At 70.9% G+C, this 24,604-nt stretch carries 29 protein-coding genes and 3 pseudogenes; 13 read left to right on the top strand and 19 right to left on the bottom strand.

Annotated features, from left to right (window positions below):
• Positions 1 to 63: 63 nt before the first annotated feature.
• Both Sspor_RS03930 and Sspor_RS40250 read right to left on the bottom strand, forming a co-directional pair.
• The gene (locus Sspor_RS03930; protein ID WP_202197769.1) at positions 64 to 432 is read right to left on the bottom strand and encodes a ribosome maturation factor RimM; all 369 of its coding nucleotides are present in this window, start codon (positions 430 to 432) and stop codon (positions 64 to 66) included.
• Positions 433 to 799: 367 nt separating this feature from the next.
• Entirely contained in the window at positions 800 to 985 is a 186-nt protein-coding gene (locus Sspor_RS40250; RefSeq protein ID WP_237404255.1) for a hydrophobic protein, read from the bottom strand.
• A gap of 98 nt (positions 986 to 1,083) precedes the next feature.
• Between Sspor_RS40250 and Sspor_RS03925 the strand changes: the two genes are divergently transcribed.
• From Sspor_RS03925 to Sspor_RS03915, 3 genes are all read left to right on the top strand, one after another.
• On the top strand, positions 1,084 to 1,440 hold the full coding sequence (locus Sspor_RS03925) for a hypothetical protein (RefSeq protein WP_237404254.1): 357 nt from the start codon (positions 1,084 to 1,086) through the stop codon (positions 1,438 to 1,440).
• Positions 1,441 to 1,973: 533 nt separating this feature from the next.
• The gene (locus Sspor_RS03920; RefSeq protein ID WP_202197768.1) at positions 1,974 to 2,288 is read left to right on the top strand and encodes a hypothetical protein; all 315 of its coding nucleotides are present in this window, start codon (positions 1,974 to 1,976) and stop codon (positions 2,286 to 2,288) included.
• Positions 2,285 to 2,551, top strand: coding sequence for a DUF4235 domain-containing protein (locus tag Sspor_RS03915; protein WP_202197767.1), 267 nt, complete (start codon positions 2,285 to 2,287; stop codon positions 2,549 to 2,551). Before Sspor_RS03920 ends, Sspor_RS03915 begins: the two co-directional genes overlap by 4 nt.
• A gap of 168 nt (positions 2,552 to 2,719) precedes the next feature.
• On the opposite strand, the gene Sspor_RS03910 is transcribed toward Sspor_RS03915, so the two are convergent.
• Entirely contained in the window at positions 2,720 to 2,884 is a 165-nt protein-coding gene (locus Sspor_RS03910; protein WP_202197766.1) for a hypothetical protein, read from the bottom strand.
• Between the two features lie 103 nt (positions 2,885 to 2,987).
• Entirely contained in the window at positions 2,988 to 3,221 is a 234-nt protein-coding gene (locus tag Sspor_RS03905; protein WP_202197765.1) for a DUF6479 family protein, read from the bottom strand.
• 211 nt (positions 3,222 to 3,432) lie between these two features.
• On the opposite strand from Sspor_RS03905, the gene Sspor_RS03900 reads away from it, so the two are divergent.
• Positions 3,433 to 3,906 carry a hemerythrin domain-containing protein gene (locus tag Sspor_RS03900; protein ID WP_202197764.1) on the top strand — a complete coding sequence of 158 codons (474 nt, stop codon included), beginning with the start codon at positions 3,433 to 3,435 and terminating at the stop codon, positions 3,904 to 3,906.
• Positions 3,907 to 4,671: 765 nt separating this feature from the next.
• Entirely contained in the window at positions 4,672 to 4,944 is a 273-nt protein-coding gene (locus Sspor_RS03895) for a GlsB/YeaQ/YmgE family stress response membrane protein (protein WP_202197763.1), read from the top strand.
• Positions 4,945 to 5,074: 130 nt separating this feature from the next.
• Here the strand turns inward: Sspor_RS03895 and Sspor_RS03890 are convergent, their stop codons facing one another.
• The 5 genes from Sspor_RS03890 to Sspor_RS03870 form a co-directional block, all read right to left on the bottom strand.
• A complete protein-coding gene (locus Sspor_RS03890) occupies positions 5,075 to 5,680 on the bottom strand; it encodes an alkaline shock response membrane anchor protein AmaP (protein WP_202197762.1) in 606 nt (201 codons plus the stop codon).
• A 48-nt stretch (positions 5,681 to 5,728) separates the two neighbouring features.
• Positions 5,729 to 6,376 (bottom strand): DUF6286 domain-containing protein, encoded by a 648-nt coding sequence (locus Sspor_RS03885; RefSeq protein ID WP_237403651.1) that lies wholly within the window; start codon positions 6,374 to 6,376, stop codon positions 5,729 to 5,731.
• A 35-nt stretch (positions 6,377 to 6,411) separates the two neighbouring features.
• Positions 6,412 to 6,729 carry a hypothetical protein gene (locus tag Sspor_RS03880; RefSeq protein ID WP_202197761.1) on the bottom strand — a complete coding sequence of 106 codons (318 nt, stop codon included), beginning with the start codon at positions 6,727 to 6,729 and terminating at the stop codon, positions 6,412 to 6,414.
• Positions 6,730 to 6,809: 80 nt separating this feature from the next.
• Positions 6,810 to 6,989 (bottom strand): hypothetical protein, encoded by a 180-nt coding sequence (locus tag Sspor_RS03875; protein ID WP_030722688.1) that lies wholly within the window; start codon positions 6,987 to 6,989, stop codon positions 6,810 to 6,812.
• A 69-nt stretch (positions 6,990 to 7,058) separates the two neighbouring features.
• Positions 7,059 to 7,538 (bottom strand): Asp23/Gls24 family envelope stress response protein, encoded by a 480-nt coding sequence (locus Sspor_RS03870; protein WP_202197760.1) that lies wholly within the window; start codon positions 7,536 to 7,538, stop codon positions 7,059 to 7,061.
• Between the two features lie 164 nt (positions 7,539 to 7,702).
• Between Sspor_RS03870 and Sspor_RS03865 the strand changes: the two genes are divergently transcribed.
• The 3 genes from Sspor_RS03865 to Sspor_RS03855 are packed head-to-tail and all read left to right on the top strand — an operon-like array spanning position 7,703 to position 9,362.
• Positions 7,703 to 8,347 (top strand): RNA polymerase sigma factor, encoded by a 645-nt coding sequence (locus Sspor_RS03865; protein ID WP_202197759.1) that lies wholly within the window; start codon positions 7,703 to 7,705, stop codon positions 8,345 to 8,347.
• Positions 8,338 to 9,012: a hypothetical protein gene (locus tag Sspor_RS03860; RefSeq protein ID WP_202197758.1), complete on the top strand. Its 675-nt coding sequence runs from the start codon at positions 8,338 to 8,340 to the stop codon at positions 9,010 to 9,012. Before Sspor_RS03865 ends, Sspor_RS03860 begins: the two co-directional genes overlap by 10 nt.
• Entirely contained in the window at positions 9,009 to 9,362 is a 354-nt protein-coding gene (locus tag Sspor_RS03855) for an Asp23/Gls24 family envelope stress response protein (protein WP_202197757.1), read from the top strand. The genes Sspor_RS03860 and Sspor_RS03855 overlap by 4 nt, the downstream gene beginning before the upstream one ends.
• A gap of 484 nt (positions 9,363 to 9,846) precedes the next feature.
• Here the strand turns inward: Sspor_RS03855 and Sspor_RS03850 are convergent, their stop codons facing one another.
• From Sspor_RS03850 to Sspor_RS03830, 5 genes and pseudogenes are all read right to left on the bottom strand, one after another.
• Positions 9,847 to 10,068, bottom strand: coding sequence for a hypothetical protein (locus Sspor_RS03850; protein WP_202197756.1), 222 nt, complete (start codon positions 10,066 to 10,068; stop codon positions 9,847 to 9,849).
• Positions 10,069 to 10,265: 197 nt separating this feature from the next.
• The gene (locus Sspor_RS03845; RefSeq protein WP_202197755.1) at positions 10,266 to 10,865 is read right to left on the bottom strand and encodes an SMI1/KNR4 family protein; all 600 of its coding nucleotides are present in this window, start codon (positions 10,863 to 10,865) and stop codon (positions 10,266 to 10,268) included.
• A 101-nt stretch (positions 10,866 to 10,966) separates the two neighbouring features.
• Positions 10,967 to 11,763 (bottom strand): IS5 family transposase gene (locus tag Sspor_RS03840; protein ID WP_373318891.1). Its coding sequence is split into 2 segments (ribosomal slippage): positions 10,967 to 11,425 and positions 11,428 to 11,763, totalling 795 coding nucleotides; the frame shifts between segments, so codons are not numbered across the junction.
• 492 nt (positions 11,764 to 12,255) lie between these two features.
• Positions 12,256 to 12,531: an isoamylase early set domain-containing protein gene (locus Sspor_RS03835; protein WP_202197754.1), complete on the bottom strand. Its 276-nt coding sequence runs from the start codon at positions 12,529 to 12,531 to the stop codon at positions 12,256 to 12,258.
• Positions 12,532 to 12,850: 319 nt separating this feature from the next.
• Positions 12,851 to 13,239 (bottom strand): annotated as a pseudogene (locus Sspor_RS03830) (IS701 family transposase); the annotation flags it as partial.
• A gap of 88 nt (positions 13,240 to 13,327) precedes the next feature.
• On the opposite strand from Sspor_RS03830, the gene Sspor_RS03825 reads away from it, so the two are divergent.
• The gene (locus Sspor_RS03825) at positions 13,328 to 13,732 is read left to right on the top strand and encodes a putative type II toxin-antitoxin system PemK/MazF family toxin (protein WP_202197753.1); all 405 of its coding nucleotides are present in this window, start codon (positions 13,328 to 13,330) and stop codon (positions 13,730 to 13,732) included.
• Between the two features lie 176 nt (positions 13,733 to 13,908).
• Here Sspor_RS03825 and Sspor_RS03820 read toward each other — a convergent pair whose 3' ends face one another.
• Together Sspor_RS03820 and Sspor_RS03815 are read right to left on the bottom strand one after the other, a co-directional pair.
• Positions 13,909 to 14,373 (bottom strand): site-specific integrase, encoded by a 465-nt coding sequence (locus Sspor_RS03820; protein ID WP_202197752.1) that lies wholly within the window; start codon positions 14,371 to 14,373, stop codon positions 13,909 to 13,911.
• Positions 14,319 to 15,268: pseudogene (locus Sspor_RS03815) on the bottom strand (helix-turn-helix domain-containing protein). Before Sspor_RS03815 ends, Sspor_RS03820 begins: the two are co-directional and overlap by 55 nt.
• Positions 15,269 to 15,402: 134 nt before the next feature.
• Between Sspor_RS03815 and Sspor_RS03810 the strand changes: the two are divergent.
• Both Sspor_RS03810 and Sspor_RS03805 read left to right on the top strand, forming a co-directional pair.
• Positions 15,403 to 16,895: pseudogene (locus Sspor_RS03810) on the top strand (alpha/beta hydrolase).
• 321 nt (positions 16,896 to 17,216) lie between these two features.
• The gene (locus Sspor_RS03805; protein WP_202197751.1) at positions 17,217 to 17,384 is read left to right on the top strand and encodes a hypothetical protein; all 168 of its coding nucleotides are present in this window, start codon (positions 17,217 to 17,219) and stop codon (positions 17,382 to 17,384) included.
• 127 nt (positions 17,385 to 17,511) lie between these two features.
• Here the strand turns inward: Sspor_RS03805 and Sspor_RS03800 are convergent, their stop codons facing one another.
• Positions 17,512 to 17,817 carry a VOC family protein gene (locus Sspor_RS03800; RefSeq protein ID WP_202197750.1) on the bottom strand — a complete coding sequence of 102 codons (306 nt, stop codon included), beginning with the start codon at positions 17,815 to 17,817 and terminating at the stop codon, positions 17,512 to 17,514.
• A gap of 4 nt (positions 17,818 to 17,821) precedes the next feature.
• Positions 17,822 to 19,711, bottom strand: coding sequence for an ABC transporter ATP-binding protein (locus tag Sspor_RS03795; RefSeq protein WP_202197749.1), 1,890 nt, complete (start codon positions 19,709 to 19,711; stop codon positions 17,822 to 17,824).
• 140 nt (positions 19,712 to 19,851) lie between these two features.
• Between Sspor_RS03795 and Sspor_RS03790 the strand changes: the two genes are divergently transcribed.
• Positions 19,852 to 21,981, top strand: coding sequence for an AMP-binding protein (locus Sspor_RS03790; RefSeq protein ID WP_202197748.1), 2,130 nt, complete (start codon positions 19,852 to 19,854; stop codon positions 21,979 to 21,981).
• A gap of 181 nt (positions 21,982 to 22,162) precedes the next feature.
• The gene (locus Sspor_RS03785; RefSeq protein WP_237403650.1) at positions 22,163 to 22,672 is read left to right on the top strand and encodes an allene oxide cyclase barrel-like domain-containing protein; all 510 of its coding nucleotides are present in this window, start codon (positions 22,163 to 22,165) and stop codon (positions 22,670 to 22,672) included.
• A gap of 69 nt (positions 22,673 to 22,741) precedes the next feature.
• Here the strand turns inward: Sspor_RS03785 and Sspor_RS40240 are convergent, their stop codons facing one another.
• A complete protein-coding gene (locus Sspor_RS40240; RefSeq protein ID WP_237403649.1) occupies positions 22,742 to 24,535 on the bottom strand; it encodes a GNAT family N-acetyltransferase in 1,794 nt (597 codons plus the stop codon).
• Between the last annotated feature and the right edge of the window lie 69 nt (positions 24,536 to 24,604).

Here is a 24,604-nt window from a genome sequence, read left to right as displayed (position 1 = left end):
CCGCCACGAAGCCGGTCCCGGCACCCAAGGGGTGCCGGGACCGGCTTCGTGGCGGGGGTGCGATCAGGCGGGGCGGCCGCCGAAGGGGGCGCCAGTGCCGTAGTAGGTGCCGAGCTCTTCGCGGTAGCCGGTGTCGCCGAGGTGCTTGTCCCGGTGGAACTCGGGGGCGTTCTTGATCTGTTCCTTGGTGCGGTCGACGAAGATCTTCTTGTCCTCCGGGTCGACCTTGACGACCGTGCTGGCCGGCAGGAGGACCTCCTTGCCGAAGATCCATACGCCGGTGTCGACCACCAGGTAGGCGTCACCGACCTCGTCGGAGTGCTTGTCGACCTTGCCGATGCTGCCGTCGGTCGCCTCGACCTTGTAGCCGGTCAGGTCCGTACCGGCCAGGTGGCCCGCGGTCGGCTGGTAACTCCACACATTCTCAGTCACGCGAAAACAACTCCTCGGTCAACGGAGGGGGCGGCGGGAGAATGAAATCTCCACCGATCCTCCTTGTTCCGTACGTCGTGCTCGGCGGTTGCGCTGCGTTCCGCCTGAACTTCGTCTGCCCCGCCTTTTCGACTTCACGCACCCGGATCACATTCGAGACCGGGGCGGCCGTCGATCATTGGAGGCGAGCAGGTCCCCTGCTGCATCACGGCGACCGTCCCTGCTGCCTCCGAATGCCCCCGCTATGCTCCTCCATTCGTTGCGTGTCGGCGAAGGCCTGTCGACAATGACATGGCGGTGGCCGGCCACCCCAAGGAAGGGGTGGCCGGCCACCGCCGTGCAGAGTCAGAACTGCGCTGTCGTACGGCTACCAGCGGTACCAGCGGCCACTACCGCCCTTAGGTCGGGCAACGAAACCGATCAGCCACAGGATCAGGACTGCGATAGCCACCCACCAAAGAATCTTCACCGCGAAACCCGCGCCGAAGAGGAGAAGGACCAGCAGAAGAACGAGAAGCAGGGGAACCATAGTTATCAACCTCCGAAGCGCCATCTGCCCGACCGCATCCGGGACATGCATGCGATTTTTATGTGTTTTTTATCCCGGTGGCTGGGCAGGAGGTCTTGCCTGCATCGAACAGCAATCAGGAGATGGATCCGGCACACCAAGTTCCGGACGGCGTCGACGAGAACACGGGTGCGCTTTCGAAGGCGCTGGAAACCACGGAGCGGGCCCGTGGCCACCTCTACGGGTTCCACCAGCTGACCGGGACTGCGGACTTCGAGCTCGGCGACGCGGTGCGGCTCTTGCGGGAGTCGGGCTGCGAGGAGCAGGCCGCCCTGGTCGAGCGTGAGATCGTGGGCCGCAACGTCATCCCGGGTCGCTCGACGTTCCAGATTGTCGAGGCCTGCAACTCCACCCTCCTGACCCAAGGCTCGGCTTGGCGAAGGCTCTGGGGGAGGCCTACCGGAGCTCAGCTCGGATCGGGCCTCATCAGAGGGTACTGACGGGGCGCGTAGGGCCCCTCACGTTGCGGCGTGCGCTCCGACGGCCTGCCGGTAGGCCACGTGTCCGCCCAGACTGCCCAGCCGGCGACCGCTGCCGGTGCGACGCCGGCCAGTCCGACGGCGGTCAGAGTGGTCGCCGCGTGGTGTGCCCCGGGCACGAAGTCGAGTACCGAGGCCGACAGCCAGCATCCGATGGGCACCTGCACGAGCACGGGTGTACGGGGTGGCCCAGAGGTCTGCCGCGCAGCAGATCGCGCATGCCGCCCAGGGGCCCGCTGCCACGCCGCCATCCCGGCCTGGCGCCGACTGCACCCGAACGACCGGCCCGGCGAGGGGGAGCCGCGGTCTTCATCGCCGTCCTACTGCGTCGGCCCGCGCAGAGCTCTTGCTCGCGGGGGCGGGTGTTGAGGCGGTGCCGGGGTATGCGCTGTGCAAGAACGTGGAGCGCACTCGCGCATGAGCCAGAACAGGCCGTTGAGGCTCTGGCCGCCAAGGCCGCCATCGAGGCCCGAACCAAGGAGAAGACCGCCGCCATGAAGCAGCAAAGCGCCGAGAAGGCTTCCCTGATCGCCGATCAGATCCGCGAGAAGGCGGAACAAGCCGCCCGCCTGGTGCGGGACAACACCCCCGACTCGGTCCTGGACAATGCCGCCCATGCCGTCACACAGGTGTGGGACGGCGCGACCCGCGCCGGACAGTACGCGGCGGACAAGACCCCCGACCCGCTTCTGGAGAAGGCCGGCCAAGCCGCGACGGCCGCACGAGGCAACCGCACTCCGCTCCTGGTCGCCGGCGCTGTGATCATCGCCCTCGTGCTGGTGCGCCGCAGCCGCGCGCGTCGCCGATGAAGGCCCCCACCGCTGCCTACAAGCCCCTCGGACTCCTCCTCGGAGCGGCGAGCGGCATGGTCGCGGGGGCCGCGTTCAGGCAGGCCTGGAAGATCATCGAAGGTGAGGGTGATGCCCCGGACGCCACTGACGAAGACCGCACGTGGAGGCAGATCCTGCTTGCCGCTGCGATCCAGGGAGCGATCTTCGCCGTAGTCAAGGCTTCGGTCGAGCGATCGGGCGCAGTGGCCATACGTCGTCTGGGTGGAGGGCGGCCGGGCTGACCGACCGATGGTGCCGGCCCGCCTCCCCGCTCTGGCCGGCACCGCCCGGACCATTCAGCACCCCCGTTTTTCACGGAAGATGGTGACTGGCCATGCCCGGAACCTGCGTTCGGGGCACGGCCGCTCTGCCACGCCCCACCTCGGAGCGCTACCGCGTGGACGGACGCTTCAGTCGATTTGGCCCTGGGTTATGACCTGAATTTCGTTGGTCTTCGCGTTCCGCACCCGGTACACCGCATGCGGGCCCTGGTCACGGGCCTCTTCAATCCGCCCCTCCTGCAGATCCGGTCGCCCGTCGTGATAGGTGATGAGGTCGTTCTCTTCGTGCGGCATTTTTCCTCCGGTGAAGCCTTTGTTTTCTCGCGGCTGAACGAGCCTGGGCCCTGATCCTTCTGGCCGTTCCAGGTCCACGGATCTATGGGTCCGGCCCGTGTACTCAAGGTCGGGGATACTCCTGGGCCTCTTGATCGCGCGCGTGCTCTTCCGGGGTCTGCCAGGAATCCTCGCGGCGTTGTGCGACGGGATTCTGCTCGGTCGGCGGTACTTCGCGGCGCCTGCGTCGGCTGCCGTACCAGAAGGCACCGATCAGGAGGATGACCAGAACCACTCCGGCGAATATGAGGAAGAGTGAGGCCTGGCCTTCGGCCGCGAGAATTTCGATACCTGTCATGCGCAGCCCCTACCCGCGATGCATGGACATACAAGCAGTCGAACGGGTTTAAATCGACGGTGCGCCTGCCCGGTACCCCAGCGGACGGCGTAGGCCTGTCGCCCATCCTGGCCAATCCCTCGTTCTGGGCGAGCATCGCAAGCGTGGGCCGGGGTAAACGGGCGTGGGTGGCCGGCCGCGCCGCCCGGTACTGCGAAGTCTGGAGGCGTTGGTGGACGGGATCGTGCTGCTCAGGGAAGACCACAAGACGGTCGAGAGGCTGTTCAAGCAGTTCGAGAAGGCTGGCGATGACGCTCACGCGGAGAAGCGGAAGATCGCGGACAAGGTGATCGACGAGCTGACCACGCACACCTGGATCGAGGAGAAGATCTTCTACCCGGCCGCCCGGGAGGCGGCGCCCGACACCAGGGACCACGTCCTGGAGAGCATCGAGGAGCACCACGTCGTGCTGTGGATGCTGTCGGAGCTCAAGGATCTGGACGCGGCCGACGAGCGGTTCGACGCCAAGATGAGCGTGCTGATGGAGAACGTCCGCCACCACGTCGAGGAGGAGGAGAAGGAGTGGTTCCCCGACGTCCGCAAGGCCATGGGCCGTAACCGCCTCACCGAACTCGGCGAACAGATGGAGGCGGCGAAGAAGAGGGCTCCTGGCGAGCCCTTGGCGGTCCCGAGCGCCAAGCGCTGACCGTGGGTCGAACGGATTGTTCATGCGGGCGAGCGGGGCGACCTGCGAGGGGTGACTCCGCCGAACACTGGTCCAGCCCGGGCAACTTCCACTGGAGGGCGCAGGTCTGGATGAGTTCGAGCGCGGCAGCGACACGGAGGGCCCCAGGCACGTGGGGGTCCGACCCGCCGCAGGCCCGCATGGCCCGGTTTGCGGCGGCGGTCACGTCGGCGTCGACTGCCGCTGCGGCTGGGTGCGGGGAGGTAAGCACGGTTTTCCGCCCGGAGGTCTTGAGGAGATGATGAGCAACCGACTCCACGTGCATTCAGTCCTCCGTGTTGTGAAGTGGTGCCCGCCACCTGTTCGGCGTTCACCGGGCGGACGGATGCGCTCGGAGCGCGCGAGCCATTAGTCCCCCGCCAGGCGAGCGGCTCAGACAGACCCGGTCAGCTGATCGCCCCAATGGATGCATCAGAGCGAGCCCACACCGTTCTGCACCCCCGCGTTGAGGTTGTCGCCCTAGGTATTCGCGGCCGAGTCGGTGAGCGGATGCACGGCCGCATCCGAGCACACCACCTCGGTGAACACCACCGGCACGCCATGACATCGAGGGCTTCCACGAGCCTGCGTGGGAGGCGCTGGAGAGGTCCTTGGCGATCGTCATCGGAGCGTCGCGATCACCCCGATCGGCTTCGGCGGGAAGATCACATTCGGATGTTTGAAAGTGCTCGGACAGTGAAGAAGCTGAACTGACACCGGCTTTACAGGACGAGGTAGGAAGGCATCATGGGCATCATTGCTTGGATCCTCATCGGGCTGCTCGCGGGCCTCATTGCCAAGGCGCTCATGCCGGGCAAGGACCCGGGTGGCCTCATCATCACCATGCTCATCGGCATCGCGGGCGGCCTGCTCGGCGGCTGGCTCGGCAAGGTCATCTTCGGCGTCGATTCCATCGACGGCTTCTTCGATCTCTCCACCTGGATCGCCGCCATCGTCGGCTCCCTCATCCTCCTCATCCTCTACCGCCTCCTCACTCGCAACAGGCACCGCCGTGCCTGACCCGGCGCGTTGATCGGCCCACCACCCGCCGAAACGGCTCCCCCTCCAGCTTGAGGGGGAGCCGTTTCCCGGGCTCGGCACTCGTTTTCCAGAGCTACGCCTGTCGGGCTCGTACTCGGGCGCACGAGACTCAGTCGGCGCGGTGGGCTTTGTGCGGAGTCACCCGCAGCTGTACCTTCGCGGGGAGGTGGGTCTGGCCGGTGGACTGGCGGGCGCGTTCCAGCGGACCGTCGACCAGCGCCTGGAGGGCGGGGCCGGGGGCGCTGTCGGAGGCAAGGGTGAGGTCGAGGTGGGCTTCCGGATGCTTGGCCGAGCCGTCCATCCTTGCCCGGGCCTTCTGGACGCCTGGCTGTTGTCGGGCGTCGGCGGCCAGAGCGTCGCTGAGGGCGCGCTCGCGCAGTTCCACACCGTCCACGACGGGCAGTCCGCCCAGGGGGATGTGGCCGGGGTGCGTGCGGCGCAGTTGCGCCAGCAGCCACCAGACGGCGAGCACAACGACGAGCGTCAAGACGGCAATGACCACGGGCCACCACCATCCTTCGTCCGTCCAGCGGGTGCGATCGGCGGCGTCGAGCAGGACGCCGTCGGGAGCGGTCAGGGGCCAGCCGTCGGGTGGTGTCAGCCGCCAGCGCCGGTACAAGTCGAAGCCACCCGCCAGAATCAGGATGCCGGAGCCGAGCAGGACGATGCCTGTCAGGGCCAGCAGGACTCGGTTGATCGCGGACTTCCTCTTCATGGGATCCGTTTCCTGTCTCTCGCTCGACCGTGGTCCTTCAGGGGCGAGTCACTTCCGGCGTGGGCGTACCCGAACGGCGAGCCGAGGAGGGCGGGCAAGGGCAAGCCGGGCGAGTTCCTCCCGTAGAGCGACCAAGAGATCGGCCTTGACATCGGCCGGGGCACGGAAACGCACGTCCGCCCGGGCCCCGACGCGGTTCCGGGAGATCCGGATCCTGGCAGCACTGACCCCGGGGACGTGCATGGCGGCATCCCGCAGAAGGAGTGCCGCGGCGTCACCGTCCAGCACGGCGTGCGTCTGCGCGTCGGGGGTTCTGAGGGGCAACTGGTCACGCAGGCCGGGGGTGAGGGCCATGACGATCAGCCAGAGGCCGAGGAGGCCGATGACGACCGCGCTGATCTGCATCCAGGTGTCATCCAGCGGGCGGGTGGCCAGTTCGTCGGCCAGGCGCGTGCGCCAGGCTGCGGCGGTCCGGCCGGCATGGACCCTGATGATGTCGAACAGGAGGGTCCCGGCCGCGGCCCCGATGAGCAGGGCGGTCAGCGCCGCGGGTATCCGGCGTGCGGACCACGGGCGCCTGACGGTCGGCCGTGGGCCGGCCGACTGCTTTGCCAGCTGCCCCACGGTGCGGGAGGTGACCTCGTCCGGTGCGGTGGGCTGCTCCGTTTCGGCCGGGTGGGCTTGGTCCCGTTTCATACCGGCTCTCCTTCCCGGTGCGCCTGCGGACCGGTTCACTGCACGCGTCGGTCTTCCAGCCCGTTGGAGGGAACCAGGCGCTCGATGGCGAGGGTCACTTCAGTGACGCGCATCCCGGTCAGACGGGCGACCCGCTCGCCGACGTAGTGCTGCACGTGGCGGGAGGCACGGGCGAGGTCTATCGGGTAGGGCAAGTCCATAGTCAGTCCCAGCCGGGCTGTGCCGCTCCCGACGGTGACCGAGGCGTGCGGAGCGGCCAGCTCCGCATGCGCGGCTGACGTGTCCGTGTGCGTGGCCAGGGCCTCCCGCGCGGCGCGGGCCGCAATGCGGGCCACCACCTTCTCAGGGATCACCGTGGCGCCACGTTCGGCAGCCGGTAGGACCGGCCGGGTTGCTGCTGCTCCGCCGGGCGAATCAGCGGCAGGCTGCGAGGTCACTGCCGGTCCCGGGAGCGTGTGAAGTCGGAGAGCTCCAGGTCACCCTGCAGCATGCGGCCGATCACCAGGCCCACCAGGCCCAGGAACGCCACGAGCAGAAACGCCCAGAAGCCGCCGAAGAATGCGGCGAAGCCCAGGGCCATGCCGGCAAGCAGGCCCGTGGTTGCTGCGCTCATCTCACTCACCTGAATTTCACGTCGATCGCGTCTTCGCCCGGCGGCGGGGATGCCGTGGGCTGCGAGGGGTCACTGCACGCGGCCCTCGCCCTCCTCGTCGTCCTTCTCGTCGGGCAGGTGGACGTCGGCGACGGTGATGTTCACTTCGACGACCTCCAGGCCGGTCATGCGTTCCACGGCCGTGATGACGCTGGTGCGGACGTCGGCGGCGATGTCCACGATGGCAACGCCGTACTCCACGACGACGGCGAGATCGACGGCGGCCTGCCGTTCGCCCACCTCGACCTTCACGCCGCGGGACACGCTTGGACGTCCCCCGGGGACCTTGTCCGTCACAGCCCCGAGCGTGCGGGCCATGCCGGAGCCGAGGCTGTGGATGCCCGGCACCTCGCGGGTGGCCATTCCTACGATCTTTTCGACGACGCTGTCGGCGATGGTCGTCCGGCCCCGCGTTTCGGGAGCCGTCCCGGCGCCGGTGTGGCCCTTTAGCGCCTTGCCGGCAGGGCGCGACTCGATCCCGCCCGCCGTGGGGTTGATGGTGTCCGACATGAGGACCTCCCCAGGGTGTCCATCCGGGCGCCGGTGCGGTGCCCTCATGCTTTAGACACGCCGCAGGGGCATTCCTCACCCGGCTGGCGTGACACACACCGCATACCATCGAGGAGTGCGTACGCAGGCCGCGGCGACCGTCTCCGGCAGAAAGCGAGCGGCGGATGCGCAACCGGACGAGACCCCCGCTCCCGCACGGCGCAGACTTCTCGCTGCGGCCGGCGCCGCAGCCGATCGCCGACGTCGCCGCGGACCGGGACACTCCCGGCGACCTGGACGACAGTGCCCTGGCGGTACGGGCTTCCGAAGGGGATGAAGAAGCCTTCGCCGTGCTGGTGCGTCGGCACGGTGGCCGCCTGGTCGCCCTCGCCCAGCATCTGCTCGGCAACCGGGCAGACGCCGAGGACGCCGTCCAGGACTCCTTCCTCAGCGCCTGGAGGCGGCTGCCGGAATTCCGCCACGGCGCCTCGTTCGGCACCTGGATGTACCGCATCGTCACGAACCGCTGCCTCAACACTCTGCGTCACCGGCCCTGCCCTCTGCCCCTGGACGTCGTCCCCGAACCCGCTGCCGCGGACGCGGACAGCTCACCGCCGCTCGTGGCTGAGGCGGACGCAGCGACGGCGGCCCTGGCGCGAGCGCTTATGGAACTGCGCCCCGAGCTGCGCGTGTGCTGGGTCCTGCGGGAGCTGCACGGCCTGCACTACGAAGAGATCGCCCACGTGGTGGGCACCAGCGAACAAACGGTGCGCGGCAGACTCTTTCGCGCACGGCGCGCTCTGATGGAGGCGATGCGCCCATGGCGCTAGACGACCCGCACCTCACCTCCCGCGACGAGCCCGAGAACGTGGGCGCCCCGAGGGCCGAGGCATCACTGATCCCTGACGCGGAGCTGCTGGCCGGCGCGGAGCTGCTGCCCTGTGGACGCCCCCTCGGCCGCGCCTGGGAAGAGGCCCGGGACCCCGCCGCCGGTGCCGCAGACCCGCACAGCAGCAGCTGCCCCTACTGCCAAGAGGCTGTCGAAGGGCTGACAGCCCTGGACCGGGCCACCCGTGCTCTACGCGCCGAGGATCAACCCGACAGCTTTAGCCTCGCCAACCGGGTCATCAACGCGGTCCGGGCCGAGGCACGACTGGGGACCATGCTCTGGCTGGACGATCCCGACCACGATCTGCGCATCGCCGAGAGCGCCGCCGCCAAGGTGCTGCGTCGGGCCGCCGACACCGTCCTCGGCGCCCGCGCGGCCAGCTGCCGCCTGACCCCCGTACCGGGCGGCCACTCCGTCGCCATCACGGTGGCAGCCGCGCTCGACAAGCCGCTGCGGGAACGGGCCGAAAAGGTGCGACAAGCTGTCCTCAACGCCGCTGAGCACACCCTCGGTCTCGCCGTCACGGCCGTCGACCTGGAAATCAATGCCGTGCTGGAACTCCACAGTGTGCCGGGTGGCGAGCGGTTCGAGCTGAGCGAACGATGACCGCCCCCCACCCTGAGGACATCCAGCAGGCGGTAGCCGCAGCAGCCCTTGCTGCTCCCGGTGTCGCCGCACTCCAGCCCGCGCTCGCCGACAGGCTGGCTCTCGCAGCCTCCCGCGCCATCACGGCAAGAACCACCTCGCATCACGAGGCGTCCGGGATCCGCTGCGAACACACCTCGGAAGGCGGATGGCACGTGGAAGTGCGCTGCATCCTGCACGCTGACCGTCGCGTCGTCGACATCGCCCGACAGGTTCGCGAGGACGTGCGGACCGCAGTCACCGCCTGTCTGACCCAACACGGCACACCCAAACCCGTCACCGTCCTGGTGACGGTCACCCGCACCGTTTGAACCGACCGCTCGCACGTCCTGCCTGCCGTGCGCCACCACGTGAGCCGTCAGCTCGGCAGCCGTCACCGCCCGACGAGCCGACGAAGCGGCCGCTACTCGTTTTGCGAAGCCCGCTGGCGCAGAGCCCCTGCGCACGGCCCCTCAGCAGAGCAGCCCCACCGCCCCGGGCTCGCAGACGCACCCCATTGCGCGGTTTGACGTCTCCGTGGGGACCGGCGTGCACTGCGGCAGCGCGAGTTCACGGGGCCGGGGTACGCCAGTGCGGGCTGCTGCCTCAGGCTGACCCGTCCTTTCGGGCCTTCCCCCGCCGCTTCTCCGCACGGGCTCGGGCCACGCGGTCCGGGTCGGCGGGCGGGCCCCCGCCCGGGCCGGTTCTGGACGAAGCTCCTGGGGGGCGGCCGTGTTCGTCCACCATGGCTCCCTCATCGGGGAGCAGTGCCGGGCGGGGGTTCGGGTCCTTCTCGCCCATGATCCACCGCCTTTGTCAGTCGGTCGGCTCCTGTGGCTTGGCGTTGCCCGGGCCGGCAGCGGGTTGCTCGCCCTCCTCGCGCGTGCCCTTCTCGTGGCTGCCGCGCCGGGGTCGTCCGGCCGCGGCGTCCGGGAGGTCGGGGGCGGACGGGCCTGCGGGTGGAAGGTCAGGAGTGAGGGCGCCGCGCTTCTCCGGCACACGATCCGGAAGTTCAGGCTCCGGCGGGGCACTGTGCATGACAGGTCTCCTTACACGTGGGCTCGGAAGAGCATGGGGACGACTAGCGGGGAGGCGCCTGCTGTCCTTCTCTTCCGCCTGCCCTGTCCTCGGCATCTCACTCGCGCAAAGGGAGGTCGACATGTGGCCCTTAGAGGTCGTCTCGTTTGGTTCTCCAGGCAACTGGGTGGGTGCCTGCGACTGTCGTGGCGGCAGGGTTACATGCCGCGGTCTGGCCCGCTCCACGGCTCTGGCCGTTCGTCGGCGGTCATCGGAAGACGGCGCAGCTGTACCGGGCCGGGGTAGAAGGCGGAGGTGTTGGGGCCGGCCATGTCTTCGCCCATGAGATAGCGGTAGAGCCATTCGGCGAAGCTCATGTCGTACCGTGCCCAGCCGCCTTCGCCGTCTTCGGTCAGGAGCCAGGGGGCCGTGGCGTTCGCAACGACGAGGAAGATCGTCTCGCCTCGGTCTGTGCCCGCGATCGGCCACAGTCCGTCGCGGGTGCCGAAGCTCAACTCCGTGAGTCCGAAAAGCAGCCGAGGGTCCTCCTCCGGGTCGAGGCCGTCCCAGGACACCTCTGACCAGGCGCGGACCGTGTCCCGTATGTCCTGGCCCAGATTCCAGCGTTCGGTCGCGGGGTGGTGCAGGTACAGGTGGCCGTTGAGCTGGATGGGAGCGTATGCGTCCACGAGGGTCTGGTAGTCGGTCGGCAGCCGGATGCCGACTTCTGCGTGGAGCTTGTCCCAGGCGGCGGGGTCCGCGTAGCGGTTCTGGGCAGGGCCGAGCATCGCCATGGCGGCGGCCAGGTAGTCGGTCATGGCGTTCCTCGCTGGTGTGTGCAGTCTGTGCAGCAGGTAAGCCCCTCGATTGGGGGCATTCGGTTACGGGATGGATCATCCCAGCTCGGAGGGCTCGCCGGTCAGGTTGTCAGCCTGCGGTAGCAGATCAGGGCGGCGGCGATGCCGGCGAACGCCAGGAAGTGTTCGGCCTTCCGCTCGTGGCGACGGTGAGGACGGCGGCATCCGGACAGCCAGGCCACCGTGCGCTCCACGGTCCAACGGTGACGGCCAAGGCGCTGGGAGGATTCGATGACCCGGCGCGCGATGCGTGGTGTGATGTTGCGGGAGCGGAGCCACGCGCGCAGCCGGTCGTAGTCGTAGCCCTTGTCGCCGTGCAGCTTGGCCGGTCGCCGGCGGCGCGGCCCGCGGCGGGACCGGATGGGCGGGATGCCCCGCACCAGAGGCTCCAGACCCTGGCTGTCGTGGGTGTTCGCAGCCGAGATCCCGATGGAGAGGGGCAGACCGGTCCGCTCCGTGATCAAGTGGATCTTTGATCTCTTCTTGCCGCGATCCACAGGATTCGGACCCGTCAGGTCCCCCCTTTGGGGGCCCGCATGTTCACCGAGTCGATCGCACACCGCGACCAGTCCAGTCCGCCGCGTGCGCCGAGCTCGTCAAGGACCAGGCGATGGAGCTTGCCCCATACTCGGGCCTGGCTCCACTCGGTGAAGCGGCGGTGCGCGGTCGGTCCGGACGGGCCGAAGCCCGGCGGCAGTTGCCGCCACGTGCAGCCGGTAGTGGCCACGAACACGATGGCAGCCAGCACCTGCCGGTCCCCATACCGGCGCCGTCCCCCTCCCTGCGGCCGCACCGGCGCCGCCGGAACCACCCGCTGGAACAACTCCCACAACCCGTTTGGAACCAGACGCTCCACCATCGTCATCACGAGAGTCAGCTTAGTGATCAAGCCAGTTGAGACGATCTCTTAAGCGGTTTCGCCGAAGCCGCGGCTGCTGGGGGCTGCCTGGTCCGGGAAGCTGGCTCCGTTCGTCGTCTGCGGGCAGGGCCTACACCAGCTCGTCATGGGTCAGGTCTCCCTCGACCTCCGGGACCAGGCACCCGAGACGTCCTCGTAGCGAAGGGGCACGGTGTTGATCGCCCACTTCTCCCTCAAGTGGCGCAGGGCAGCAAGGGAGCTGCCCGAAAGGCTGGCCGGACTGCTCACAGGGGTCTCACCTCGGTGCTGGTCAGGACCTGGGGATCGGGGCGTCAAGCGTGCTGTCACCGTGGTTCTGCCGTGTGGGAAGACTGTTCCTTCCGCTGCGCGGCCGCTGGTGACTGCTGGTCCAACGAGAGGCGCGGGTGACCAGGGAGGCCGCTATGCAGGGCCGGCTCGGAGGCGGATCGGCGGATGCCTGCAGGTCGGGGGTCAGGTGTGGAGGCGGCTGTTGGTGCCGTCGTGGCTGTCGGCGTGTTCGTCGTCGAACCAGTAGTCGCCGGCTGCGAGGTAGCGGAAGGAGTGCGCGCTGCGGGCGGGCAGGGCGACGGTCGCGGCGCGGGTGCCGTCACCGCGGGGCTCCAGGGGGTGGGCGGCGGGGTTCCAGTGGTTGAAGTCCCCGACCACGCTGACCGGCCCGTCCGGGGCGTCCTCGGGGAGGATGAAGGTGACCTGGGTACGGCCCTTGAGCTGCTTGCGTTCGAGCAATGAGGGACTCCAGCCGCGAAGAATCGGGGAAACCGGCTCGTGCATCCTCGCGTTGGCGTGTGCGTGGTGCAGAGGTACCGGGCCGTGGATCGGGCGGAGGTCACCCGGGTGGGTGCGTATCAGCCTCCAGGCGGCGGCAAGTGCGCGACCGGACCGTGGTCGTTGTCCACCTGGAGCATGACGGACATCGTTCTCATCCGGCCGGTTCGCGGCGCCCGCTCCAGACGCACTCTGGTGTTCGGGCGTGCAGTGATGGGGAACAGTCGCTCGGCGCGGCTGAGTTCCAGCAGGTGGTTGGCCTGTGGGGCGTAGGTGTAGCCGGTCCGTACAGTTCCCGGTCTACCGCGGCGTGTCCGCGGCGGCCGGCGTAGACGAGATAGAAGGCGAGCTGCGCGTTCTCGATCCTGCCCGCGGTGCCGGTGTACTGGCGCTGGGCACCGACGGTGTCGGTGCCCTTCTTCACGTCGCCGGTCTCGTCGACCACCAGCACCGGCTGGTCGTCCCGCAGGTGCTCCACCACGTAGGCCCGCACGTCGTCGCGGACCTGGTCGGCGTCCCACTTGGCCCGCCCGAGCAGGTGCTGCATGCCGTCGGGGGTGCTCTCTCCGGCCCACTCTGCGATGGTCCAGCAGCTTTTGCGCGGCAGGTCCGACAGCAGACGAGCACCAACCGCCCGACCCGACGTCGGGGTTGATCTTCAGTCTTCACACGCCGATGATCAACGGTGGCCGCACCCGTCTCCGCAGCGCGTCAGGGTCGCGCAGCGTCTGCCTGCCGTCATGTGTCTGGAGGACTTGTGCAACGTGGAGAAGTCTGGTGGGTTCAGTTCGACGAGCGGAGGCTGGTCGTACTGCTGTCGGGAGATGACACGTCCGGGATCCGGGTGATGCAGGTCGTCGCTCCGGCGGGCGTCGACATCAGAGGTCTGGGCATCGAAGTGACAGTCGGCACCGGTGAAGGACTGCCGTTCGAAGGCGTGCTGCGGCTCGCGTTCCCGCGTCCAGGCTTCACCCCGTGCACGTGGCTGACCACTGTGTCCCGGGACGACCTGATAGAGCGGGCGGCCGTCCTGTCCTCCGTGAAGCTCAGCGAGATTGACGACGCCCTCCGACTCGCTGAACAAGCGCAGGTGCGGACCCCGGCCACGACCGCGAAGCTCAGCGAGATAAGGGATGCCCTCCGTCTCGGTGAACTCGGGTAGACGGAGAAGGAGCCGACGCCCGCGACGGCGTGGGCGCTCTCGGGCAAGATGATCGACGCTGGCCACCTGCCGCCTCGGCGCCCCTCACCACCGAGATCACGATCTACGGCTGGAGCAATAGGGCGCGCGGCTGCTGAAGAGGCCGCCGAGCGGAGTTGAGGCCGGCACCGCCGCCCTCACTTGATGGGCCACCACACCCTTGACCGCGGACTCGCCATCCGCCGGGGCTGGCCGCCTTCAGGTTCGGCTGGGTTGTCATGCAGCGAGTCCCATGTCGAGGATCTTGGGGGCTTTGCCGATGGAGCCGGGCATGAGATGGCGGTGGATCCTGAAGGCGATGCCGAGGCTCTTGGGCATATCCACTCGGCGACGTCGGTGATGGGGATGCCGTTGGTGAGGCACTTCGAGGCGAAGAAGTGGCGGAGGCTGTAGATCACCAGGCCGTCGGGGACGTCGACCTCGCCGGCGCGCTTGATGCGTTGCCACTGGTTCTGGAGGTAGTAGGCGAGGTACGGCTTGGTGGGGTCCATGGGGTGGTGGAGGAGGTAGCCGTCGACCGTGCCGTGCTCGACCCGCAGGAAATGGCTTAGCTTGCGGCGGCGTCCGCCATGGAAACGGAGCTCAAGGCCGACACCAGCCATTCGTGGGCGGTGCCGGGGGTGGGGTCGGGCCGGGCGCCCTGCGGGGTGTTCACCTGGGCCACCAGTTCCCAGTAGCCGTCGATCCGCGGGTCGGCCGCGAGCCGGGCGGCCAGCAGGCCCCGGAAACCCGGAGTGTCGGGGGCGCCGTACGAGGCGGCGGACGCGGTGACGAAGCAGTCGAGAGCCTCCCCGGCGCGCGGCGGCCGGCTGCGCCGCAGCGGCCAGCTCGTACGCCTCGGCCAGCCCGTCGTAGAGCACCTCCGGCCGGAAGTCGGGGGGAACTGGTGGGCCGAGGGCTGGCAGGGCCCGGTGTCGCCCGGACAGGGGCGGGTGACGAAGGAATGCAGCTGTGCGAAGGCCAGCAGCTGCCCGGGCGCCGGCTCCGCGGGCGGCTGCGGCACCGCCGCCGCCAGGAACGCAGAGACCGCCCCCGCCGGCATCCGCAGCGGCAGCCACGCCCGCCAGAACCGCGCCAGCGAGTCCGTGGTCGGTGGACTGGTCACCCCGCCGACCAGCTGCAGCACCTCGGCCCGCTCCTGCGGCGCTCTCTCCGCGAGCAGCTTCAGCCCCGCCTCGCGCCACCGCAACGCCGATATCTCTGTGCCCAGTTCACTGAGACGATCCGCGACGGCCGCCTCGAGCACTGGACCCGAGATGTCCTCGTCCTCGACGATCCTGTGCACCTCCGACACCGGCAGATCGAGCGCCCGCAGCGACCTGATCAACCGCAACCGGTCCAACGCCGCCGTCCCGTACCGCCGATGCCCCCCCCGGAACTCCGCCCGGCCTCCGGCAACAGCCCCCGGTCCGAATAGAACCGCACCGTCTTCACGGTCGTCCCGGCCCACTCGGCGAGCTCGCCGATGCTCCACAGACCGTCGTGCGAGGACACCACTTGAACCTCCACCAGGGGGAGGATCTAGCGCACCCGTCAGGGCGGCCGGATGATCAAGGAAATCGAGGCCGTCGGTGCGCTTCGGCGCGGGCCCCGGGCGGAGGTCCCGGCGGTGACGTACGGGGGAGAAGGCCATGACCGAGTTCATCCTGGTGCCGGGTGCGTTCACCGACGCTCACGTCTGGGAGGAGACCGCGGCGCGGCTCGGGGCGGCGGGCGCCGGGGCGCACGCGGTGACACTCGGCGGGGAGGCCGGTGCGGACCTGGAGGCGCACGTCGCGGACGTGCTGCGGGCGATCGACGGTGTGGCGCCGGGCGACGACATCGTGCTGGTGGGCCACGACTACGGCATCCACCCTGTGCTCGGCGCCGCCGACCAGCGGGCCGGGCGGATCGCGCGGATCGTGTACGTGGAGGCGGGTATGCCGCAGGACGGCGTCCCGGCGCTGGCCGCCGTGCCCGACCAGGTACTGCGGGACGAACTGGCCGCCGGGCCCGGGGCCGGGGTCCTCGCGGCCCCCGCGTTCGACGCGGAGTGGCAGCGCTGGGGCAGCACCGCCGGCATCCCCGCCGACGCGCTGGAGCGGCTGACCCGCCGGGCCGTCCCGCAGCCGCTCGGCACGCTCCTCCAGCCGCTGAGGCTGACCGGTGCCGTCTACGGCGTGCCGACCAGCGGCGTGCTCTGCAACGGCAACGGCGCGGGCATCGAGATGCTCCAGCACTTGGTGAACATGGGCCTTCCCGGGCTCCAGGCGCTCGCCACCCCGCAGGCCTCGTTCTTCGAACTGGCCACCGGGTACTGGCCGATGCTCTCCGTCCCCGCCGAGCTGGCGGACACCCTGCTGGCGGCCGCGGCGGGGGAGGGCCACCGGCTGATCCCCGCGACCGAGGAACTCCCGGTCCACCTGCGGCCGTTCCTGATGGACGTGCCCGAGGTCCCGCGCGAGGGGACCGGGCACGTGGATCTGTACGTCTCCGACGGCGCGGCCGGCCCCCCTCCCGGCCGTGGTGTTCGTGCACGGCGGCCCGGTCCCGGCCGACACCGACGTCACCCCGCGCGACTGGCCGATGTTCCCCGGGTACGCCCGGCTCGCGGCTGAGGCGGGCGTGGTGGGCGTGACGCTCGACCGCCGGCCGTTCGACCTCACCGGCTACCCGGACTCCGCCGAGGACATCGCCGCGGCGGTGGAACTGGTCCGGGCCGACCCGCGGGTCGACCCCGACCGGATCGCGCTCTGGTTCTTCTCCGGCGGCGGGCCGCTCACGGCCGAGTACCTCGACGCCCCGCCGGCCTGGCTGCGCTGCCTGGCGGCCGCCTACCCGATCCTGGCACCGCTGCCGAACTGGGGCCTCACCGGCCCCCGCTTCCACCCGGTGGCGGCGCTGGCCGGCGCTGGCCGGCGCGGGCGAGCTGCCGGTGGTGCTGACCAGGGCGGGTCTGGAGATGGCCGAAATCGCGGCCACTGTCGAGGAGTTCCTGGCCGCGGCCAAGGAGCACGGCACCCGTGTCGAGGTGGTCGACGTCCCGGACGGCCACCACGGCTTCGAGACCCTCGACCCGACGGACGCGTCCCGCGAGGCCGTCCGGCGCGCCCTGGCCGCCGTACTGGCCCACCTGGCACCCTGAGCCGGCGCCGGGCCGTCCCAGCGGGAGACCGGGCACACCGCCCGGGGCAATTCGGGGAGGGATCCGGGCGGGACGGCCTGCGCCGTATGCGGCGCTGGACCGTTGGTCACCGGCGGCGACCCCATCGGCCAGCCCTCACCCGCGGCCACATGCTCGCCGACACGGTCGCAGACCCCGACCGGCCCCGGCTGACCGGCTTGACTCCAGGCACCTTGGAAGGCATCGCTGCTGTCGGTGCGGTGGGGGTTGCTGAGGTCCCGGGTGCCGCGATACGGAGATCCGTCAGCGCATGGGGGTGCAGGGCAGGCGAGGTGGATTTTGGTGCTCAGTCCGCCGCGGGACCGACCGCGGTTCCGCCGCTGGTCGGCGGAGGGAACCTGGGACCGGCTCCTGGCCCACGTCCAGCCTCGTAGACGGTCTTCCACGGCCCGTACCAGTCAGGCGGCCAAGGAGTACGTCCGGGAGATCAACACGGCCCTCGTACCGTAGGCGGCGTCGGCGGTCACCCACCGGAACGGGATCCGGTCCGTGATCGCGCGGTGGAAGACCTCGGCGGCGAGTGGGCATGTCCGGACGGTGTGGCGGTCGGGCCTCGAGCAGGTTGGTCATGAGCGAATCAGCCCCACGGCAGGTCCTGGATCTCCGTCACCTCCACCCCCCGGCCGCGCAGGTCCTCGTACGCCTCCTCGATGTCGGTGACGACGACCTGCATGTTGTCCAGCGCCCCCGGGGTCATCCGGGTCAGCCCCTTGCCGATCGCGATCGAGCAGGCCGAGCCCGGCGGGGTCAGCTGGACGAAGCGGATGTCCTCGCTGACGGTGACGTCGTGGTTGGCGTTGAAGCCGAGCTTCTCGTAGAAGGCCTTGGCCCGGTCCACGTCGGTGACGGGGACGGCGACGAGCTCCAGTTTGATGTCCGTCACAGCATCATGCGCCCGGCACCGGTGCCTCGCCGTCCGACACCGCGAACTGGGTGTGGTACAGCTCCTCGTACCGGCCCCCCGCCGCCAGCAGCCCGGTGTGCGTGCCCCGTTCCACGATCCGGCCGTCCTCGACCACCAGGATCAGGTCCGCCGCCTGAACGGTCGACAGCCGGTGTGCGATCACCACTGCCGTCCGGCCCGCCAGGGCCTCGCCCAGGGCCTCCTGCACCGCGGCCTCCGAGGTGGAGTCCAGGTGCGCGGTGGCCTCGTCGAGGATCACCACCCGCTGCCGGGCCAGCAGCAGCCGCGCGATCGTCAGCCGCTGCCGCTCCCCGCCCGAGAGCCGGTACCCGCGCTCCCCGACCACCGTGTCCAGCCCGTCCGGCAGCGAGGCGACGAGCCCGTCCAGCCGCGCGCGCCGCAGGGCCTCCCAGATCTCCTCCTCGGAGGCCTCCGGGCGGGCCAGCAGCAGGTTGGCCCGTACCGACTCGTGGAAGAGGTGCCCGTCCTGGGTGACCATGCCGAGCGTCTCGCGGATCGAGTCGGCCGTGAGGTCCCGTACGTCGATCCCGCCGAGCCGGACCGCGCCCGCGTCGGCGTCGTACAACCGCGGCAGCAGTTGCGCGATGGTCGACTTGCCGGCGCCGGACGAGCCGACCAGGGCGATCATCTGGCCCGGCTCCGCCCGGAAGGACACCTCGTGCAGTACCTGCGTACCGCCCCGGGTGTCCAGGGCGGCGACCTCCTCCAGGGAGGCGAGGGAGACCTTGTCGGCGGCCGGGTAGCCGAAGGAGACCCGGTCGAACTCCACGGCCACCGGACCGTCCGCCACCCGGCGGGCGTCCGGCTTCTGCGCGATGAGCGGTTCGAGGTCGAGGATCTCGAAGACCCGCTCGAAGCTCACCATCGCGCTCATCACCTCGACGCGGGCGCCGGCCAGCGCGGTCAGCGGGGCGTACAGCCGGGTCAGGAGCAGGGCCAGGGCGACGACGGAACCGGCGTCCAGGGAACCGCGCAGGGCGTAGAACCCGCCGAGCCCGTAGACGAGCGCGAGGGCCAGCGCCGAGACCAGGGTGAGGGCCGTGATGAAGGCCGACTGGGCCATCGCCGTACGGATGCCGATGTCCCGCACGCGGGCCGCCCGGGCCGCGAACTCCGCGGACTCGTCGGCCGGCCTCCCGAAGAGTTTGACGAGCGTCGCGCCGGGGGCGGAGAACCGCTCGGTCATCTGGGTGCCCATCGCGGCGTTCAGCGCGGAGGCCTCCCGCTGCATGGCCGCCATCCGGGCCCCCATCCGGCGGGCCGGCAGGACGAACACCGGCAGCAGCACCAGCGCCAGCAGGGTGATCTGCCAGGAGATGCCGAGCATCACGGTGAGGGTCAGCAGCAGGGTGACGGTGTTGGCGACCACCCCCGACAGGGTGTTGCTGAACGCCCTCTGGGCGCCGATCACATCGTTGTTGAGCCGGCTGACCAGCGCCCCGGTCCGGGTCCGCGTGAAGAAGGCGACCGGCATCCGCTGCACGTGGTCGAAGACCGCCGTCCGCAGATCCAGGATGAGTCCCTCGCCGAGGGTGGCGGAGAGTCTGCGGGTCAGCAGTCCGAGCCCCGCCTCCGCGACCGCGATCAGCGCGATGAGCAGGGCCAGCCGGGTGACCGCGGAGCCGTCCCGGCCTTCCACGATGGCCGTGACGACCCGGCTGGCGAGCACCGGGGTGGCCACCGCGAGCAGCGCGGTCACCACACTCAGCAGAAGGAAGAGGGTGAGCCCGCGGCGGTGCGGGCGGGCGAAGGCGGCGACGCGGCGCAGGCCGGCCCGGGAGAGCGGGCGGCGGTCCTGCTGGGCGTTGATCGCGCTGTGCAGCGATGTCCACGCGGTGACTTCCATGTCCATGACCCGAACGCTAGGACCTCAACCAAACCTGAGGTCAAGCATTCGGTCCGGGATCGCCCGCACGGTGCGCCAACTCCCGTCCGCACGAGCGATTTTGCCGACCCCCGTACGTTGTCGGTGCCCGGTGGCATCATCGGTCCATGACGCAGGGATCCGAGTCCGTACGCTTCGGCAAACGAACCACCGACACCGTCCTGCACCGCTTCGAGCGGTGGGCCCGGGACACCCCGGCGGCCCGCGCGCTCATCGCCGGCCCGGACAGCCTCACCTACGCGGAACTGGACGCGCGCGCCGACCGGCTGGCGCGCCGTCTGCTCGGCTCCGGCCTGCCGCCCGGCGCACTCGTCGCCGTCGGCACCGCCCGCCAGAGCGAACTGATCGTCGCCCTCCTCGCCGTCCTCAAGGCCGGCGGGGCCTACGCCGTCCTCGACGTGCGGAGCCCGCGCTCCGGGCGCCGGCAGCTCGCCGCGGCCCAGCCCCTCGTCCTGCTCACCGATGCCGCCCAGCACGCCGCCCTCGACGACGGCGGCGGCCCCCGCGTGATCCGGCTCGACGCGGAGGCCGCGGCGATCGGCGGCCCGCGCGCCGAACAGCCCGCGGACCGGCCCGCGGACCGGCCCGCGGACCGGCCCGCGGATCCGTCCGCGCAACCGGCCTCGGATCCGCCCGCGGACCGGCTTCCCGGGTCGGCCGGCGCACAGCCCGGCCGCACCGCCGCGGTGCTGTTCACCGGGGCGGCCGAGCCGCGCGCGGTCCCCGTGGGCCACGGACTGCTCCTCGCCGCCCACGACGGCTGGGCCGAGGTCGCCCGGCCGACCGCGCAGGACCGCCACCTGTTCACGGTCGGTACGGACGTCACCGCCTTCGCCGCGGGCTGGACCCGGGCCCTGTGCTCGGGCGGCGCCCTCGTGCTCTCCCCGCGTTCCGGCTGGCAGCCCGAGGACATCCGCGCGGCCGTCGCGACCGAGCGCGTCACCGTGCTGCACACCGACCCGGCCGGCGCCGCCCGACTGCTGATCGAGGACGCGGAACAGCAGACCCTCACCCCGGCGGCCCATCGCGGAGCCGACCCCGCCGCCCGCACCCTCCGGCTGCTGGCCGTCTCGGGCGACCGGCTCTACCTCGACGAGCAGGCGACCCTGCAGATGCGGCTGCGCCCCGGCGCGCGCGTACTCAACGTCTACGGCTCCGCGGAGTGCGCAGGCATCGGCACCTGGTTCGAACTGCCGCAGCTGCCCCACCCGTTGGACGACCCGGAACAGATCTCCCTGCTCGGCACCGCCTTCCCCGGCTTCCGGGCCGAGGTGCACGGCGGCGAGATCCGCCTCCTCCCGCCGGACGGCGGTGACGCGATACCGACCGGCGACCTGGGCCGGCTCCGCGCGGACGGGCTGCTGGAGTACGGCGGCCGGATCCGGGACCGCATCACCCTGCCCGGCGGCCGATGGCTCGACCCGTATCCCGTCGAATCCGCCATCCGCAGCCACGACGGCATCGGCGCGGTCATCCTGAAGGGGGTCGACGGCCCCCGCGGCCCGCGGCGGCTCGTCGCGTACGTGGCCCCGCCGCCCGGCGGGCCGACCGGAGCCGGCCGGGTCCTGCTGCCGGACATCGAGGAGCTGCGCGACCACCTGGCGGGCAAGGTGCTCAGGGAGGAGTCCCCGCGCACGGTGATCCGGCTGCGCGCCCTGCCCCGCACCACAACGGGCCAGGAGGACCGGGACGCCCTGCCGCTGCCCATCATGCCCGCGGCGGCGGGGCGCCCCGGAAGCAAGGCCGGCAAGTACGGGTCGGCCGCGAGCCAGAGAGAGACCCCGGCGGGCTGCGCGGCCGGCTGCGGGGGAGTCGGACTGGGCTTCGTCGCCCTGATCCTGACGAATCTCCTCTGGCCCGGCTCGACCGAACTCGGCGGCGTGCCGCAGCCCTGGGCGTTCCTGTTCTTCCTGCTCTACGTGTTCGAGTGCGTCGCCTTCGGTATCGGGGTGGTCTTCCTGTTCGGCGGCCGCGCCCGGATGCTGCGCCAGCGCCGCAGCCCGTCCCTCACCGTGGCCGCCCATCTGGCGGTGTCCTACCTGCTGTTGGCCTGGTGGCCGCAGGACAACCTCTACCGGCTGGCCGCCAAACAGGACTGGCCGCGTCAGGCCGCGCTCGTCTACGCCTTCAACATCCCCCTGATGATCGCGGGCGTCGTCGTCGCGGCCTACGTCGTCAGCAAACCGGCCGACCCCTTCGACTTCCACGACCCCGTCGACGACTGGCCCGACCGCTGACCGGAGCTCTGGGCCCCGGCCGCAGACCGTGAGGGCCGGCATGGTTTGGTCCGATCGGTCAGATCTGCCGGTGGGTCGCGCCGGAAGGTTCGGGGAGGCGACACAGCCGAGGTTATGAATGAAATCGGATGACGGTTTCGTCATCCGACCATCCATGAGCATCAACCTCAGGAGCCCCACGATGCGCCCCATCAGAGCAGTCTGTCTCGGTACGGCCACTGCGCTGGTCACCCTTCTCGCCTGCACCCCTGTCGCGGCCGCCGCAACGACGGACGCCGATTCCGCCCATGACAAGGGCAAGGAGCGGGTCATCACCCTGATCGGCCGGCTCGCGGAGCAGACGCGCTTCCCCGTCAACCCCGGCGGCGCCGCCGCCCAGGGCGACCGGACCGCCTTCCGCTCGAACCTCTTCGACGAGGCCGGCAACCAGGTCGGCGAGACCGGCGGCACCTGCACCACCACCCGGGTCGACAACGGCGGAGCGGAGCAGTGCGTCGTGACGTACACCCTCCCGGGCGGCCAGCTTTCCGTGCAGGGGATGGTCTTCGGCAATCTGGTCCCGGGCCCGCCCCCCTCGTTCGACAACGGAATCACCGGCGGCACCGGGGAATTCGACCGGGCTCGCGGCTCGGTCCACGCCGACACGATCGGCACGGGCACGCGGCGCTTCACGATCCACCTCAAGCACTGACCGGCCCCGTCCCCGCCCGGTGAGAAGGCCGGCCGTCCACGACCGGCGGCAGGCGCCCGGGCATGAAGATCACGAGCTGCGGCCGGAGGACCGGGGCGGGCCGAACATCGCCCCCACCGCCAGGGCCTCGGCCCGTACCAGCGCCTCGGCCGCGTCCAGCACCTCCCTGCTGTGCGCGGCCACCAGCACTCCGAGCCAGGGGACCGGTTCGAAGGCACCGGTCGGGATCGCGGGCACGAACACCGCCCCGAGCTCCGCGCAGCCCCGGGCCAGAGCCGTGCACAACTCGTCGAGCTGCGCCTCGGGCAGCCGCGCGCCCAGCTCCACCCGGTCGGCGATCCGTACGAGGTGCCCCGCGCCCCGGAGCGCGTCGAGCCGGGCCGCCACCATGAAGGCGATCGACGGTCCGGTCAGCCTCAGGTTCGTCTCGGTCGGCGCGAGCCGCCCCTCCCCGTCGGCGACGAAGTCCACGTCGAACCAGCCCCGGTAGCCGGAATCCGCCAGTGCCCGGCCCACCGCCGTCCCGAAGGAGACCAGGGCTTTCTCCGCCCACGCGGGCACCACCCCGGGGCCCACCGTGGCGCCCCGGTAGCAGCCGTCCGCCACGTCCATCACCGCCCCGCCCACCTCGTGCGCGCGGCCCGCGTCGTCCACGAAACCGTCGTACGTCAGATCCCGCGGGCCCTCGCCGGCCCCGGACACCGGCCCACCGACGTACTCCTCCACCAGCAGCGGCCCGCGCGGCAGCCGCCGCAGCACGGCCCGCGCCCCGCCCGCGGCGCGGACCCGTTCGGGCGTGACCACCGTGGTGCCCGAACCCCCCACACCGTGCTCCGATTTCAGAACGGTGCTCTCGCCGGCCCTCGTCCGGGCCGCCAGCATCCGGGCCGCCGCCCACCGCCCGCCGGCCCGCCACTGCCGGGGGAGCACGATCCCGGGATGCCCGCCGTCCGCCAGGATCCGCCCGAAGAGCTCGTGCGCCGCCGACTTCGACTCGTAGCGCAGCTCCCCGGGCTGCCACGGCCGGCCCGCCAGCCGCCCGAACGGCCGGGTGCGCCCCCACGGGACGAGGGGCAGCCCGGCCCCGGTGACCTGAGCGGCCAGCGCCGGCCGGGCCCGTACCGCGTCGGCGAGGCCGGGATCCGTGTCCAGCAGGCCGTCGTACACCTCGACCCCGGTCCAGCCCAGTTGGCGGCAGACCAGCTCGGTCCAGCCCCGTGGCACCGGCCGCGGCAGCACCAGCGCGGCCGGGTAGGGACTGTAGAAGGCGGCCAGGCAGGCGTAGTGGTGCGCGGGCCGCTGCTCCCGGTCCAAGGTGGCGTCCGCGAACTGCGCGTTGAACTCGCCGACGTTGCCCAGGTGCACGGCCCGCCCGCCACCGGTCCAGGCCCGCGCCCAGTCGGCGAGCGGGACGGGAGCCGCCTCGAACCGCACCAGGGCCACGGCGTCGCCTCCCCCGCCCGGTGCGGTCACCGCCACCGCCCCCATCGCCCGGTAGAACCCGGCCGCGTGCGGATCGGAGTCGATCACCAGCCGTCGGGCCCCCAGCTCCACCGCCCGCCGCAGCACGTCCCGGTACAGCAGCCGGCCCACGCCCTGCCCGAGGGCCGACGGCTCCACGAAGAGCATCCCGAGCTCCGCCCGCGGCGCGGTCCCCTCCAGCGAGGCGACCCCGAGCACCTCTCCCCGCTCGTTCTCGGCCACGACGATACGGCGGGCCGTCACGTCGTCGGACCGGATCCGGAGCTCCTGCGCGCACGCGGCCATGAAGACGGCGTCGTACCCCCAGTGCGCCTTGGAACGCATCACCAGCCCGGTCAGGTCCTCCGCCTCGGCCGGCCGCGCGGCCCTGACCTTTACCATCTGCTGACCTCCCCATGGTCCGGGTCAAGGCCGTGCGATAGATTCGGCCTCCCCACGGCACATACTTTC

It is taken from the genome of Streptomyces spororaveus (assembly GCF_016755875.1).
Classification (GTDB): domain Bacteria; phylum Actinomycetota; class Actinomycetes; order Streptomycetales; family Streptomycetaceae; genus Streptomyces; species Streptomyces spororaveus.
The sequence above is the reverse complement of the archived record's forward strand: the minus strand, read 5'-3'. Positions and strand labels throughout refer to the sequence as shown.

Bases quoted from the DNA above. Each gene is read 5' to 3' on its own strand.
- Sspor_RS03895 (WP_202197763.1), top strand. From the start codon at position 4,672: ATGGGCATCATTGCTTGGATCCTCATCGGGCTGCTCGCGGGCCTCATT.
- Sspor_RS03875 (WP_030722688.1), bottom strand. From the start codon at position 6,989: ATGAGCGCAGCAACCACGGGCCTGCTTGCCGGCATGGCCCTGGGCTTC.
- Sspor_RS03820 (WP_202197752.1), bottom strand. From the start codon at position 14,373: ATGGCTGGTGTCGGCCTTGAGCTCCGTTTCCATGGCGGACGCCGCCGC.
- Sspor_RS03795 (WP_202197749.1), bottom strand. From the start codon at position 19,711: ATGGACATGGAAGTCACCGCGTGGACATCGCTGCACAGCGCGATCAAC.
- Sspor_RS03885 (WP_237403651.1), bottom strand. From the start codon at position 6,376: ATGAAACGGGACCAAGCCCACCCGGCCGAAACGGAGCAGCCCACCGCA.
- Sspor_RS40240 (WP_237403649.1), bottom strand. From the start codon at position 24,535: ATGGTAAAGGTCAGGGCCGCGCGGCCGGCCGAGGCGGAGGACCTGACC.
- Sspor_RS03790 (WP_202197748.1), top strand. From the start codon at position 19,852: ATGACGCAGGGATCCGAGTCCGTACGCTTCGGCAAACGAACCACCGAC.
- Sspor_RS03845 (WP_202197755.1), bottom strand. From the start codon at position 10,865: ATGACCGACTACCTGGCCGCCGCCATGGCGATGCTCGGCCCTGCCCAG.
- Sspor_RS03865 (WP_202197759.1), top strand. From the start codon at position 7,703: ATGCGCAACCGGACGAGACCCCCGCTCCCGCACGGCGCAGACTTCTCG.
- Sspor_RS03915 (WP_202197767.1), top strand. From the start codon at position 2,285: ATGAAGGCCCCCACCGCTGCCTACAAGCCCCTCGGACTCCTCCTCGGA.
- Sspor_RS03870 (WP_202197760.1), bottom strand. From the start codon at position 7,538: ATGTCGGACACCATCAACCCCACGGCGGGCGGGATCGAGTCGCGCCCT.
- Sspor_RS03860 (WP_202197758.1), top strand. From the start codon at position 8,338: ATGGCGCTAGACGACCCGCACCTCACCTCCCGCGACGAGCCCGAGAAC.
- Sspor_RS03905 (WP_202197765.1), bottom strand. From the start codon at position 3,221: ATGACAGGTATCGAAATTCTCGCGGCCGAAGGCCAGGCCTCACTCTTC.
- Sspor_RS40250 (WP_237404255.1), bottom strand. From the start codon at position 985: ATGGCGCTTCGGAGGTTGATAACTATGGTTCCCCTGCTTCTCGTTCTT.
- Sspor_RS03920 (WP_202197768.1), top strand. From the start codon at position 1,974: ATGAAGCAGCAAAGCGCCGAGAAGGCTTCCCTGATCGCCGATCAGATC.
- Sspor_RS03890 (WP_202197762.1), bottom strand. From the start codon at position 5,680: ATGAAGAGGAAGTCCGCGATCAACCGAGTCCTGCTGGCCCTGACAGGC.
- Sspor_RS03855 (WP_202197757.1), top strand. From the start codon at position 9,009: ATGACCGCCCCCCACCCTGAGGACATCCAGCAGGCGGTAGCCGCAGCA.
- Sspor_RS03850 (WP_202197756.1), bottom strand. From the start codon at position 10,068: ATGCACAGTGCCCCGCCGGAGCCTGAACTTCCGGATCGTGTGCCGGAG.
- Sspor_RS03925 (WP_237404254.1), top strand. From the start codon at position 1,084: ATGGATCCGGCACACCAAGTTCCGGACGGCGTCGACGAGAACACGGGT.
- Sspor_RS03910 (WP_202197766.1), bottom strand. From the start codon at position 2,884: ATGCCGCACGAAGAGAACGACCTCATCACCTATCACGACGGGCGACCG.
- Sspor_RS03785 (WP_237403650.1), top strand. From the start codon at position 22,163: ATGCGCCCCATCAGAGCAGTCTGTCTCGGTACGGCCACTGCGCTGGTC.